Source organism: Gemmobacter sp. (assembly GCF_016792925.1).
In the GTDB taxonomy this organism is placed as follows: domain Bacteria; phylum Pseudomonadota; class Alphaproteobacteria; order Rhodobacterales; family Rhodobacteraceae; genus Gemmobacter.
The window spans coordinates 14529-28761 of sequence record NZ_JAEULU010000252.1 but is presented as its reverse complement, the minus strand read 5'-3'; the positions used below and the strand labels follow the sequence as shown (position 1 = coordinate 28761).

Sequence of the window (14233 nt, the reverse complement as noted above, 5' to 3'; positions counted from 1 at the left end):
GTATTGCCCTCTTTCACCGCGGGCAACCGATAGGAATGATCGACACCGATCAGGTAGATCTCGCGGCAGCCCATGAAGACCGCCATCTGGATCTGCGCATAGACGACGGTTGACCCCCAATGCAGGCCCTGCACCAGATCGAGGCTGAATTGCGGGAAATCCGGGTCGGACAGCGGGTCTTCCCAGGATTTCGGCGGCAGACGCGGCACGAAGACCACATCGGGGTCGTGAAAACCGTGATGGCGCATATTGTCGGGGAAGACCTTTTGCACCCCGCGCATCCGCGACACCTCGGCCTGCGTGCCGGCCAGAACCAGATGGTCCTCGACCGTGTAATAGGTCGGGCGCCAGTCGGTCTGGTCGAAGGACAGGAAAATCTTGTTCGACCCGAAACAGACATCTCCGTCCAGCCGCGCCAGATCCGGGATCCGCAGGCTTGGCCCATTGCCGATGATGACCGCCCTCTGCCCCTTGTGCCGCTTGTACAGCGCGGAAACCGCCAGGATATTCGGGCGGGCCAGATCGGCTTTGGTCCGGGCGGGATCGGCGATGCCGATATCGAACAGGCGCCGCCCGGTTTGCTGCTCCGCCGCAGCGGCCATGCCCTGCATCTCGTGGCGCAGGGCATCCACGCGCTGATGCAATTGGGTGAAGATATGCCACAGCGCATCCTCCGGCTTTGCCGCCGAAGCCGCAAAGGGATGTGCGGCCTGCCGGTTCTGCGCCACAAGAGCCGCGATGGTGGCCGACAGATCCGGCTCTGTGCCAGACAGGCCAAGCCAGCTGCGCAGCCCCCCGCCAGAGCCCCCCTCCGCACCAGGCGCCACATTCCAGCCCGTGACAGTGCCACGGCGCCCGAGTTCGGTCACCACACGCGCCAAGGCCTCGGCCTCGCGCCCCGCCCCCGCCCGAGCCTGCACGGCCTCCTGACGGTGTTTCAGCGCCTTGAGATCGGCCAGATGGCCGCGCAGCGCCAGAATCTGCACCCGCTCGCGCCATAGCGCCTCCAGCAGGGGTTCGGCGGGCGCGATCTCCGCTCCGGTCTCCGTCCCGGAGGGCACCGAGATCGCGGCACAGACAGCAGGCCGCTGCGCGATGCGCGACAGATATTCCGTCACCTCCAGATGATGCAGGCTGCCATCCGGCAGGCCCGTGGCCCGGACAGCCCCCAGCGGCAGGCAGATCAGGCCCGGCAAGGGCAATTCGGGCGGCTGCGCCACAGCCGCCGCCAGCGCCGCGACATCCTCGGTCGCCAGCCCGGCCCCGCACGGATCATGCGGCCATGCAGGCTCTGCCATGGCGCCCAGCCCAAGGCCCAGCATCCGCTGGCCCCCCGCCTGCCAATCCGGTGCGGCATGAACTGCGGCCGCAGCATAGAAGCCGGGTTTCAAATGGCGGATCAGCGCAATCAACCGGAACAGGATCTCGGGATGCGGCACCCGACCGGCTTCCAGCAGGCCCAGATGGGTGATGCCGCAACCGGCAAGATCGCCAAAGCCAAAGCTGGCAATGGCCTGCGCGAAACCAGACCCAGCCTTCTGCGAAAGTGGCACCTGCCAGACCGGCAGGTCCGGGTTCAGCCCGCGCTCGGCCCCGCTTTCGGGGGGGGCCATCACGACCATGCGCAGGGCAAGGCGCTCTTCGGGGCCGAACTCATGGCGGAACCGCTCGAAGGCGGGCGTCAGGGCCGCAGCCCCGGCCGGGTCCGTCAGCAAGGCGATCCGGGGCCAGCCTTCCGGGGGCGGGTCATTGGTGCCGAAATACAGCGTGAAATCGGCATCTTCCGATTGTGCCACCACGACCGGCAGGATGGTGCCGCCCATCTGCGGCGGAAAATAGGGCGGGCTGAAAACCGATCCGGCGCTGGCCTGTGACAGCCGGTGCAATGTCACCGGCGCCTGTCCCGGCAGGAAATGGCGCAGCTCGACCTCGGCAAAGCCGCGATGAACCCGCAGCTCGACCCCGAAAGAGGCCAGACCTGTCGCCCGTTTCCAGAAATCAACGTCGAACATGTTCAACGCATGGAGACCGAACTCGTGAATATAGTGATGAAGTCGCACTCGCATATCTGGCTCTCCTGCCCGCCGGGTTCGGCAGACCTAGCTTTTTTTCACACTGACAAAAAGAACCCTTTGCCGCGCCCTTTGCCCCGCCTCAGTGGTTGTGGCGCGGTTTGTGCCTGGCCGCGATATCCCGGAACTCGACCGCCCCGCGCAGCGTCATCCCCTCTGACAGGGGCTCGACCAGATCACGGAAATAGGCCTGCCAGGGGGTATGGCTTTCTGCCACGCGGTACCCCCCGGCGGCGGCCAGCGCTTCGGCGCGGCGGCTGAGTTCCTCGGCGGGCAGCAGCACATTCACACTGCCCTTTTTCAGATCGACCCGGATCACATCGCCATTCTGCAACAGCGCCAGCCCGCCCCCTGCCGCCGCCTCGGGCGAGGCATTGAGGATCGAGGGCGAGCCGGAAGTGCCGGATTGGCGCCCGTCGCCAATGCAGGGCAAGGCGATGACGCCCTCCTTGATCAGATAGCTGGGCGGGCGCATGTTCACCACCTCGGCCGCCCCCGGATAGCCGATCGGGCCGGCACCGCGCATCACCAGGATGCTCTGGCGCGTGATGTTCAGCGCCGGATCGTCGATGGTGCGGTGGAAATGCTCGGGCCCGTCGAACACCACCACCGCGCCCTCGAAGGCCTCCGGGTCTGCCGGATCGGCCAGATAGGCGGCGCGGAACTCGGGCGAGATGACCGAGGTTTTCATGATGGCAGAGGTGAAGAGATTGCCCGACAGGTTGATGAAACCAGCCTCCGCTTTCAGCGGCTGGCTGGCAGAATGGATCACCTGCGCGTTTTGCGACCGGGCCGCCATGCAATTCTCGCCGATCGGGCGGCCATTCACCGTCATGGCCTGCGGATGCGGCAAGAGGCCCGCCGCCATCAGCTCGCCCACCACGGCGGGCACGCCACCCGCCCGGTGGAAATCCTCGCTCAGATATTGCCCGGAGGGCTGCATATTCGCCAGAAGCGGGATCTTGTGGCCGATGGTCTCCCAATCCGCCGTCGACAGCTCCAACCCCAGATGGCGGGCAATGGCGATCAGGTGGATGGGCGCATTGGTCGAGCCGCCGATGGCGGAATTCACCGCAATGGCATTCTCGAAAGAGGCGCGGGTCATGACATCGGCGGGCTTCAGATCCTCGGCCACCATCCCGACGATGCGCTTGCCGGTGGCATAGGCCATCTGGCCGCGCTCGCGATAGGGGGCCGGAATGCTGGCCGACCCCGGCAATTGCATGCCAAGCGCCTCGGCCAGCGAATTCATCGTCGAGGCCGTGCCCATCGTGTTGCAATAGCCCACCGAAGGCGCCGAGGAACTGACCAGATCAATGAATCCCTGCCCGTCAATCTCGCCCGCGGCAAACAGGTTGCGCGCATGCCAGACGATGCTGCCCGAACCGGAAAGCTGGCCCCGGAAATAGCCGTTCAGCATCGGGCCGACCGAGAAGGCAATGGCGGGGATATTGACCGTCGCCGCCGCCATCAACAGGGCGGGCGTGGTCTTGTCGCAGCCGATATTCAGCACGACACCGTCAATCGGATAGCCATGCAGCGCCTCGACCAGGCCCAGATAGGCCAGATTGCGGTCCAGCATGGCGGTCGGGCGTTTGCCGGTTTCCTGAATGGGCAGCACCGGCACCACCAGCGGCACCCCCCCGGCGGCGATGATGCCATCGCGCACGCGCTTGGTCAGCTCGATATGGTGACGGTTGCAGGGCGACAGGTCCGAGCCGGTCTGGGCGATCCCGATGATCGGCTTGTCGGATTGCAGCTCTTCCGGGGTCAGGCCGTAATTCAGGAAGCGTTCCAGATAGATGCCCGTCATCTCGGGATCGGTCGGATCGTTGAACCACATCCGGGACCGCAGGTTCTGGCTCTTGGGGGACATTGCTCTGCTGCCTTTCTGTGCGGGACGCGATGGGCAAGACGGATCGCCTTCAGGCTCAGCTTGTCAGAGTTCTGCGCCAGCCTGTCAAGGCAGAGGCCCCCTCAGACCGGGGCGAGGCGCATCCGCCGGGCAGGGCAGCCTTTCAACGGCCGCGCGGCGGGATCTGCGGTCAGGGCCGCCCCGCCGAACAGACCGGCACTGGCCTGCCCGTCCTGCGCCAGCGCGGTGACATAAAGCTGATCCAGCGCCGCCCCGCCAAAACAGGGCATGGTGACCATGGTGGCCCCGATGGCCACCGATCCGGCCGGACGGCCATCGGGATGGAACCCCCAGACAGTGCCCGCGTAAATCCCGCAAACCCAATAGCTGCCATCCGCCGCCACGGCGGCCCCATCGGGCTTGCCCTGCTCCGGCGCCAGCCGGACAAAGGGCCGGGGCGCCGAAACAGTGCCTGTTTCCGGGTCAAAATCATATTGCACGATTTCAAGCGCCCGGGTTTCGGCGCGATACATCCGGCGCCCGTCCGGGCTCCAGTCCAGCCCGTTCGGCGTGGTCAGCCCCTCGGCCATGACCCGCACGCCCCCTTCCGGGTCGAACCGATAGAGCCGCCCCGCCGGGCCGCGATCATTGCGGTCCTCCATCGTGCCCACCCAGAAGGCACCATCCGGGCCGACCTTGCCGTCATTCGGGCGCTGGCCTGCCGGCAAATCCGGGAAAGCCGCCCAAAGCTGACGCGCGCCGGTTTCGGGGTTGAAGCGCCACAGGCCGGAAACCCCGGCCACCAACAGCTCCGGCCCCGGATCGGTCAGGCCGATACAGGAGATTTTTTCCGGCCAATCGAAGCTGTCAAAACTGCCGCGCGCCGGGTCCAGACGATAAAGCCGCCGCGCCTCGATATCGACGCAATAGAGCCGGGATGCCCGGTCATCCCAGACCGGGCTTTCGCCCAGAACAAAGCCCAGATCGGGAAACAGGCGGTGCATCATGGTTTCAGCCCCTTTCTGCGCGCGCCTGCTGCACAAGCCGCGCCTCCTCGGCCAGATCAATCTGCCGGTCGATACAGACCCCCTCGCCCTCCGGCGCCAGAACGGCCAGCGGCCGGTCCTGGTCCAGCAGGGTCAGGATCAGGCCCGAAAGCTCCAGCCGGATCTCCGGGCGATCCGGCCCGGCCAAGGCCAGTCCCTCGAACCTCACCCGCGCCGGGCCGGGCCCGATCTGCCAGGGCGCAGGCATCGGCAGGCTGACAAGCGTCAGGCCCCGCTTTGCCGAGAACAGCGAGGGCACATTGGTGCGGAACAGCTCTGCCCCGCTTTCCGCCTGGGTCAGGCGCCCCCAGGAGCGGGCGGCGTTCAGGGTCACGCCCGACAGGATGCAGGGGGCAGGCAGATCCAGCTGCATCACCGCCCCCGGCGCAAGGCTCACCACCTCGCGCGTCATCAGGCGGCTTTCCTGGGCCACGATCCGACTGTCACCGGTGATCGCCATCCGCTCATGCGGCAGAAAGGCCAGCGGCCGATAGCTCTGGCCGGTTTCCCTCAACCGCAGGGCCGTGAAATCAAGCCCTTTCAGAAACGCGATGATCTGCTGGCCGATGAACTTGTTCAGCCAGCGCTGGATGTGGTTTGCATCCATGAACAGATCATCGGGCACGATCCCGTATCGCGTGCCCAAAGCCGTGATATGGTCATAGGCATTGAAGAACGGCACGCCAAAGGCGCGCAGGCGCTCCAGCAAACCCGCCTCCAGGGGCCGGGCGCGGTCGATCCTCTGCTGCGTGGGCAGGATCAGGACGACCGGCAGGCACCCCGCGCGCGAGGCGGCATCCACCATGTTGAACATGTTGGACAGCGCATCCTCAAGGGCGGTGAGGTTCTGGAACAGAAACACCTCTTCATTGACGCAATAATCAATGATGCAGACATCATGCGCCGCAAAGTCGATGCCGCGCAGGTGATCGCCGATCGCCACCGTGCCCGATGCCCCATAAGAGGCATTCCGGAACTGCGTGACATCGGGGCTACGCGCCAGAACGGTGCTGATCCCGTCTGCGATGATCGAATTCGACGTGCCGGACAGCAAGACCCTCATGGCAGGCAGGCCGTCAAGACAAAGGCGCGGCGCGCCGTCGGATCAGGTCTCAATCGCCGATCCCCGCGGCGGCCATGGCGCAGACCATCTCATAATCTTCCTCATATTTGATCACCAGCCCCGAGGGGCGGCGCAGATTGAAGAAGCCCATCCTGCCATGGAAGGTTGCACATTCCCTGGCCTCATAGGTGGCAATATAGCTGTCCCGGCGCCAACCGGTCAGCGACCAGGAAATCCGCTGGATCGGCACCAGCTCCTGCGTCATGTCCATCAAGGTGCGCGAGAAGTTCAGCGGCTCATCGGCCATCATGCACTGAATCTGCTCGTTCACCCCCGAAAGCAGGGTCTCATGGCCGCCCGAAACCAGCGCTTCGGTGAAACGGGTGATTTCGTCACGGGTCAGCAGCGGCGCGATGGAATGCACCTGCACCAGATAGTCGCAAGGATGCGCCATCAGAAACTCATAGACGAAATCCTCGCTGGTCGCCGTATGCGACCCAAGGCTTTCGGGGCGCTTGTGGAACGGCACGCCCTCTGCCCTGGCCAGATCGCCGATCTGATCGGCCTCGGAATTGGCCCAGACCTCGGCAAAACAGGGCAGGTCTTTCACCTTGCGCAGCGCGCGGGTGTAAAGCGGCACCCCGTCGATCTCCAGCAGGTTCTTCTGCTTGAGCCGCTGCGAACCCAGCCGGGCCGGGATCATGGCAATGATGCGCGGTGCGCCACTGGAGACGGTCATCTCAGTCTACTCCGTTCTGAAATCGGCAATGCAGCGGGCCACCAGCTCCGGGCTGCCCGAGACGCTGAACAGGCTTTGCCCGGCCAGCGCCTTGCTGCCCGCAACCAGCGGGAAGAAGGGCGCCGAGGCCAGCGCCTCATGCGCCGCCCCCGCCCGCTGACAGATCAGCGCGCCGGCGGCATCGTCCCACAGCTTGGCCTCATGGTTGATATTCAGGCGCAGGCGGCCTTCGGCAGCCCAGCACAGCTGGATCGCCTGACTGCCGAAGATGCGGAACCGCTGGCCCAGCCAGGCCGGATCGAACCGCGCCGGGTCACGACGCATCTGCGCCATGAAGCCGCTGGAAATGCCGACGGGCGAGCGTGCCGCCAACCCCGCATCCCAAGTGAAAGCCTGACCATTGCACCGCGCGGGCCCGTCATGGCTGGCATCAAACAAACTGTCCGAGCCACAATCCAGCACCAGGCCCAGCACGGGGTGCCCGGCATGAACCAGCGCCACGCTGGCCCCGAAAAACGGCAGGCCGGAGGCAAAGTTCAGCGTGCCGTCCAGCGGATCGACGATCCAGAAGAAGGCCTCCTCCAGCCGGTCGATCGCCGCGAAATCCTCTTCGCCGATGAAGCGGCTGCCGGGCAGCAGCTTCAGCAAAAGCTCGTGCAGCCGGGCCTGAATGCGCAGGTCGGCGGCGGTGACCAGATCCCCGGCCACCTCGCTGTCCTTGGACATGATGTCACTGGCGAGCTGCGTTTCGGCTTTCAGAAGCTGGCGCAACACCGGAGCGATGCGATCACACAGGGATTGCCAGTCAGGCCCGACAGGGCATGCGGGAATATGGGTCATCGGGATGCCACAACCTCTGCCAGAGTTTGCCCCTTGCTTTGTGCGGCCTCCTGCAACATGGCAAGCAACCGCTCTTGCAGCATGGCGTCTTGCCTGACCGACAGCCCGAAGGCGGGAAGCGCAATCAGAAGGTCCAGCAGCCTTTGCAGCCGCCGCGCCACGCTGTCGCCATGCAGGGGCTGTATCGCGACATATTCGATCAGCTCTGCCAGCGCCGCATGATCGGCCGCCAGTGCCGCAAGGATGCCCGACCTTGTGCAGCGATCCGCCAGCAGCGCCGCGCCGGCGCGGACATCGTCGCGCGGCAGGGCTGCGGCAAAGGTGCCCTCCTGATCCGCCAGCAGCAGCGACAGCACCTGCAATGGCCCCACCGGCACCTTGCCCGATTGCAACCGGGATTGCGCCAGTGCCGCGCCCAGGCCCTGAGCCCTGCCCTCGTCTGCATTGACCTCCAGCAAGGCCTGCAACGCGGCAAAGCCCTGATCGGCCGGCAGCAGGCGCAACAAGGCCCGCATGATCTTGGGGTCTTCGGCCAGGGTGGTCAGAAAGGCGCCCTGCGCCTGCAATTCAAGCCGCAACGGCGCGCGCTGCAACATCAGATACAGCGCCTCGGGGTTATTCCCAAGTTCGGCCAAAAGCGCCTGAAACACCTGCGGCGCCCGTGAAATGCCACGCAACCGCTCTGGCTCGGCCTTGATGATCGCCGCGATCAGCCGCAGGAAGCTGCTGTCGCGCAGCACCTCCTCCCGGATCTGCTCGCGCAGGCGGTCCATGAACGCGGGGTCATGCTCCAGGCTTTCCTTGACCAGATGCCGCACATAGCCTCGGTCGGCCATGTATCTGGCGATGCGTCGTTTCAGGGCATTCAGCATCTCGGCTTCTCCTTGGCTTCAAGCCGGTCTGGTCGACCCGATGCCGACCCGGGCGGGCGGGGTATCGGGTCAGGTAAGGCGGGTCTTGGGTCGTGGGGCAACGGGGGCGCCGATCTGCTCAAGATGGCCGCGCAGGACCGGCAGCATCCGGGCCGCAAGATGGGCGACGCCCTTCTCGTTCTGGTGGCGGTGATCGCGATAGGCGCCGGGACAATCGGCAAAAACATCCGTAAAGTCGATGATGTGATCATATTTGAGAGGGGCGGCCGCCATGATGGCTTTGACCTCCTCATAGAATTCCGTCACGCATTCCCCATAGGGTTTGCCCATGGCTTGCAAGATGACCTTGGATTTCGCGGCCAGAAAGGCCGTCTCCGCCTCGGTCATGTCATAGGCGCCAAATCCTTGAACGGGTTGCAGGAAGGTGACGATCCTCGCGCCGATCTCATCGGCCATCACCCGCATCATGCGCTGGTTCTGGCACCAGCTTGCCGCCGGGCTCTGACGGTGCGGCAATCCAAAAGCGACATCCGACACCATCCCGGAATCCTTGAGGAAATCCATCGCCCGACGCGTGTATTTATGGGAGAACGGGTTGTTCTTGGCCAGCAGCAGATAGCCGATATCGGTGATCCCCGAAAGCGAGAAGATCAGCGCCGGCTTGATGGCCGGCGCGTCCCGCAACACGCGCAGCACATCCTGGCTGGAGGTGCTGCCCTTGCCTGCCCCGTGATAAAGCGTCAGCCGATAGCCTTCGGCGGTCAGCGCCTCGGCGACAAGCTGGCTCCAGTTGGCGCCCGGCCACAAGCCCGTGGAATTGCCGATCGACATCAAGCGCACCGACAGCGCCGGATTGGAGACCCGCTCCGGCCAGAGCTTGTAGCCTCCGCTCATGCGGGGATAGCCGACGGGCGGGCCGATCACCCCCAGCAGCGCATCGTAATGCCCCAGCTTGTCATTGGGATGAATATGACGCTCCAGCGCCTGTGCCAGACGATTCAAGGTCGGGTTGGCGCCATCGTCGTCTTCCTTGTCCGGATTGACGATCGCCCCGCTGTCCTTCTCATTCATCCAGACTGTCCCTCGTATAACCGCACCGCGCGCAGACCCTGACAAGCGGGGCCCGTGCCCTGACGGGGGCGGAGGCCCCCTCAGGTCACCGAATATTCCGCCTCGCCAACCACCATGTCGACAACCGTGCAAATCCACAGCATATGCGTGCATTCCACGATGTTATAGGCGGCGCTGTCGATCCAGAAATCGATGTCGGACAATTGCCGCAGCGGATTGTCGGCTTTCTTGCCGGTGAAGGACACGACTTTCAGGCCGCGCGAACGGGCATATTTGGCCGCCTCGACGCAGTTGGGCGAGGTGCCGGAGACCGAGACCAGCACCAGAACATCCCCCTCATCGGCAAAGAATTCGGTCGCCCGCGCCATGAAGTTCTCAAAGCCGTAATCATTGGCAAAGGCCGTGATCAGGTTGGGTTCGTTGAAATCCAGCGACCGGCACTTGCCCTGTTTGGTGAAATCCACCCGGGCATGGCTGGCGATGGAGGCCGACGCGCCATTGCCCGCAAACATCATCTTCTTGCCGCTGGCGCGCACTTGCAGCACCAGGTCGCGGAACGCGATCAGCTTGGGATAGATCTCGGCCTGAAAGCTGGCGGATTTGTAACGGTCAAAATACCGGTCAAGCCACTGGGTATCCAAAGGGGTGACAGCAGAAAGGTTGGTCATCAGAGCATCCATAAAATAGTAAGATCAGGCTCAGCTTTGCAGTTCGGCAAAGCGCTTGGGCGAGACATGGGCGTCGTTTTCATAGATCGCCTCCAGAAGCTCCATCACGGCCATCGCATCGTCGATGGTGCCATGGCTCTGGCTGTCTTTCTGGTCCAGTGCGGCCAGGAATTCCGCCGCTTCGCGCGACCAGGATTCATCGACCGGATATTCGTGCTGCTCTTCGTTTTCCCAGGTGACGGCCGGAACCGAGCTGCGGTTGCGCGCGATGGTCAGCACTTCGTCGCCATAGGTGCCGGAGCCGGTCTTGAGACCGTTGAGGACCATGTAGCCCTTCTCGAGAAAGATCTCGAGCGAGAACAGATGCCGCCATTGGGTCATGGTCGAGTGCAGCTGCGCGCACATGCCCGTTTCCCGGTTGCGCATCATGGCAAAGACGTTGTCCTCGATGCCTTCGGTCTTCCAGTACAGGTTCGACACCATGGCCTGAACCTCGTCAAAGGTCTGGCCGCCAATGAACAGGAACAGGTCGAGCATGTGGATGCCCTGATCCAGCAGGATGCCGCCCCCCGCCATTTCCTTGTTGGCGCGCCAGCCCTTCAGATATTCCGCATCCACCGATTTGCCGTAACGCCCGCGCATCCACAGCACGCGACCCAGATGGCCGCTGTCGACCACGGATTTCATCTTCATCACGGCGGCATGGCGGCGATGGTTGAAACCGTACATCAAAGTACAGCCAGAGCGGCGATAGACCTCGGCGATCTCGGCCAGATCCGCACAGGTCATCGCAGGCGGCTTTTCACAGAACACATGCTTGCCCTGCTCCAGCGCCCTAATCGTGGCCGCCTTGATCAGATAGTTCGGCAGACAAATGACCACAATGTCGATCGACGGATCGTTGAGGATGGCCTCTTGCGAGCTTGCAACGGGAAAAGGCGGGTTTTCCGGCAATACAGTGTCATAAATTGCGGCAATCTCGCAGTTCCCCTGCTTGAGGAACATGTCTGCCCGCAACTGGCCCATCTTGCCAAAGCCCAAAATCCCAATGCGCCACGGTTTCATCTTTGTCTTTCCCCAACACGCCTGACAGCGGTAATGAATGCCACCCGAAATTCACAGTAACGCCCCACGGGCCTGCATCTCGATCATCTCGTCGCCCGAGTGAGCGATACATGCCCGGAGAATGCGAGCGACTGCCCCGGCACCGCGCCTGTAAAAGCCGCCAGCCAAGGTGCCATAATCCAACAGGTAACTGCGTTCAAGCTGGGCTATGTGCCGCGCCAGGCTTTCCCGGCGGCCTTCTGCCAGAGGATCGGCCAGGGCCCGCTCGATCTGCCCCGGAATATCCTCCAGCCGCGTGACATCATAGGTCAGCCCCTTGCCGGTGATCTGGTTGCGGCCGAACATCATCATCGGATGCCCGGCCAGAAGCGCCGGATAGCAGGTCTGCGAGGCAATCGTCGACACCAGCGCAGAGGCCTGCATGCAGCCTTGCAGACTGGTGGATTTCAGGATGAGACTGTTCGGAAACGCATCCGAATTCAGAAAAAGATGGCGGTCCCGGCACAGCGGATGCGGCTTGTAGACCACGGTAAAGCCGGTCTCGCCCGCGATGGCATCCAGCTTGCTCAGGGCATCGCTGGAACTGTCGAAAATCGGAGATACGATGCCTGTCTGCGGCGCCTTCGGCAAAATACCCGCGTGCCAGTCATTCTGCCCCGCCAGAAACAGAACCGGCCGACGGTCCAGACGGCGCAGCCGCAGCACCTCGGCAAGGATGACATCATCACGCTGGACATGCCGCTGATTGACCTCTGCCCCGCTCAGCCCGTCGATGAAGGCGCGGGCGCGGGCGCAATCCTCTTGCGAGACCTCGACCTGGCAAAACCGCTCCGGATCGCGCGAGATCCAGCTATTGCCCATCTCTCCGTCAAAATCAAAGGCGATGGACCCGGGCAGCAACCCATCATGGAAAAAGCCGAACCGGATATTGCGGCGGCGCAGCATCTCGGCGGCAATGCGATGGAGGACATTGAACTGGTTCCAGAGGAACACAAAATCGGGTTTGCGGGTCTCGATCGCATCGCGGAAATTGCGCAACCGCTGCAACAGCATCGTGACCGGCGCCCGGAGGTCATGCTCGCCCTCCTCGAATTCGCCGCGCATATGCGTCATGAGCTGCGCGGCAAGTTCGGGCATCTCGGCGCGCAGAAACTCCTCCAGCGCCCCGACAGGATCAGGCAGCGCGGGCTGCAAGCCCCCGATCGCATTCACCACATCCAGGTCGCAGGTCAGCGTTTCGGCCAGATTGAACAGAATCAACCGGACATCCTGCGCCAGTTCGGCCTGCACCCGCTCCATGAACCGAAGCCGCTCGGGGCGGAAAGTGAAATACGCGGAAAACATGATCGAGCCCATAGAACACCTCCAGTGTCTTGGCGGAAAATACCCGTATCGCAGGCCTGATCGGAGAAAAGCACTCTGCTTTGAACCCGCTCAAAAAAGCGAATTTCCAACTTGGGTCAAGCGCTTTCTGGGCCAGAACGGCGGCCTGCGCGGTCCTTAGCCCAAGAGCGCGCGCAATTGTGAGAGACCCGCCTCTAACAGGCCGAAAGCAGCCTGTGGGCTTTCGGCCTCGGCATAGCAGCGCATCTCCGGCGCGTTGCCGGAGGGGCGCAGATGCACGATCCGCCCGGATTGCAGGATCAGGCGCAGGCCGTCGGTCTCGTCACGGGCGGCCTCGGCCTCGCCCAACCCGGCGAGAAACCCGGCCCGTCGCGCCGCATCCCCCCGCAGGGCGGCCACCATGGCGGCGGAACGGGCCGTGGGCACATCTTCCAGACGGTCTGTCGCCGTGAAACGCGCAGGCTGGGCCGCGACCAGGGCGGCCAGCCCCTTTTGCGGCCCCCGCGCGGCAAGCCAAAGCGGCGCAAGCATCGGCAACAGGCTGTCCCTCGTCATCAGCGCGGGCAGCGGCCCGGCCGGACCCTGCGCCTCGAAGCCCAGCAGAAAGCCGCCATTCGCCTCATAGCCCGCGACCCGCGCCGGGGCGGTCTTGTCGCGCAGGGCCCCGGCGCAGACATCCTCCATCGCGGCGATGACATAGGGCGAACCGATCCGGCACCGGATCACCTGCGCAAACCCCCCGCCCGCCTCGACCCCGGTATTCGAGGAGACCGGCGTGACCACAACCCGCGCCCCCAACATGGCCGCCGTGATCTGACCCAGAATATCTCCCGGGATCACCTGCCCTGTCGCATCCGTCATCAGGGGCCTGTCGCCATCCCCATCCGTCGACAGGATCGCATCCAGCCCCTGCGCCACGGCAACCCGGCCCAAATGGCGGCGCATCGTTTCTGACACGGCCTCTGTATCCACGGGAATGAAGCGCTCCGAACGGTCTATCTCGATCACCTCGGCCCCCAGATCCCGCAAAAGGGCCAGCAGCAGATCGCGCCCGACCGCGCTATGCGACCAGACACCGATGCGCAGGCCGGTCAGGGCCTCGGGACCGAAGGCATGGCGATAGCGATCAAGATAGGCGGGGGCGGGATTTCCGCGGGTCACGGCGGCGGCCCGCGTCTCTCGGGGTCCATCGCCAGAGGCCCGCGACAGGGCTGCCATGATGGCCCCCTCATCAGCCTTGGTGATCTCGCCGGCAGGGGTGTAGAATTTCAGCCCGTTGCGGTCATCGGGAATATGGCTGCCGGTGACCATGATCGCCGCCGCCCCGGCCGCCATCGACGCCAGCGCCAAGGCGGGCGTGGGCACGGCGCCACAATCGACAACCGGCACCCCCATGCGCAACGCCGCCTGCTGCACAAACTCCGCAATCCGCGGCGAGGAGGCCCGCAGGTCACGCCCGACAAACACCCCGCTGCCCGAGGGGCAAGCCCGCAGGAAGGCGCCCACATGGGCCGCCACCAAATCGGCCGTCAGATCGTCAACCAGGCCACGCAGCCCGCTGGTGCCGAATTTCGGGGCCATGGCCAATTCCTTCTTCC

General features: G+C 64.3%; 11 protein-coding genes and 1 pseudogene. All 12 read right to left on the bottom strand.

Translation table 11 applies throughout. The annotated features are described in order from the left end of the window. Nucleotides 1-2066: pseudogene (locus tag JNN06_RS12075) on the bottom strand (hypothetical protein); the annotation flags it as partial. Nucleotides 2067-2154: 88 nt separating this feature from the next. Next, nucleotides 2155-3948, bottom strand: a complete 1794-nt coding sequence (locus JNN06_RS12070) for an IlvD/Edd family dehydratase (protein WP_291239843.1) — start codon at nucleotides 3946-3948, stop codon at nucleotides 2155-2157. A gap of 101 nt (nucleotides 3949-4049) precedes the next feature. Beyond that, nucleotides 4050-4934, bottom strand: coding sequence for an SMP-30/gluconolactonase/LRE family protein (locus JNN06_RS12065; protein WP_291239842.1), 885 nt, complete (start codon nucleotides 4932-4934; stop codon nucleotides 4050-4052). A 4-nt stretch (nucleotides 4935-4938) separates the two neighbouring features. Then, nucleotides 4939-6036, bottom strand: a complete 1098-nt coding sequence (locus tag JNN06_RS12060) for a hypothetical protein (RefSeq protein WP_291239841.1) — start codon at nucleotides 6034-6036, stop codon at nucleotides 4939-4941. 49 nt (nucleotides 6037-6085) lie between these two features. Beyond that, nucleotides 6086-6775, bottom strand: coding sequence for a hypothetical protein (locus JNN06_RS12055; RefSeq protein WP_291239840.1), 690 nt, complete (start codon nucleotides 6773-6775; stop codon nucleotides 6086-6088). Nucleotides 6776-6781: 6 nt separating this feature from the next. Then, complete coding sequence (locus tag JNN06_RS12050) at nucleotides 6782-7615, bottom strand: inositol monophosphatase family protein (protein WP_291239839.1); 834 nt, start codon at nucleotides 7613-7615, stop codon at nucleotides 6782-6784. Then, complete coding sequence (locus tag JNN06_RS12045; protein ID WP_291239838.1) at nucleotides 7612-8487, bottom strand: hypothetical protein; 876 nt, start codon at nucleotides 8485-8487, stop codon at nucleotides 7612-7614. Before JNN06_RS12045 ends, JNN06_RS12050 begins: the two co-directional genes overlap by 4 nt. Before the next feature lie 69 nt (nucleotides 8488-8556). Beyond that, a complete protein-coding gene (locus JNN06_RS12040) occupies nucleotides 8557-9558 on the bottom strand; it encodes a hypothetical protein (RefSeq protein WP_291239837.1) in 1002 nt (333 codons plus the stop codon). Between the two features lie 80 nt (nucleotides 9559-9638). After that, nucleotides 9639-10226 (bottom strand): SIS domain-containing protein, encoded by a 588-nt coding sequence (locus JNN06_RS12035; protein ID WP_291239836.1) that lies wholly within the window; start codon nucleotides 10224-10226, stop codon nucleotides 9639-9641. A 30-nt stretch (nucleotides 10227-10256) separates the two neighbouring features. Next, the gene (locus JNN06_RS12030; protein WP_291239835.1) at nucleotides 10257-11291 is read right to left on the bottom strand and encodes a Gfo/Idh/MocA family oxidoreductase; all 1035 of its coding nucleotides are present in this window, start codon (nucleotides 11289-11291) and stop codon (nucleotides 10257-10259) included. A gap of 51 nt (nucleotides 11292-11342) precedes the next feature. Further along, nucleotides 11343-12647, bottom strand: a complete 1305-nt coding sequence (locus JNN06_RS12025) for a hypothetical protein (protein WP_291239834.1) — start codon at nucleotides 12645-12647, stop codon at nucleotides 11343-11345. 144 nt (nucleotides 12648-12791) lie between these two features. Then, nucleotides 12792-14216 carry a phosphomannomutase gene (locus JNN06_RS12020; RefSeq protein WP_291239833.1) on the bottom strand — a complete coding sequence of 475 codons (1425 nt, stop codon included), beginning with the start codon at nucleotides 14214-14216 and terminating at the stop codon, nucleotides 12792-12794. Nucleotides 14217-14233: the final 17 nt, after the last annotated feature.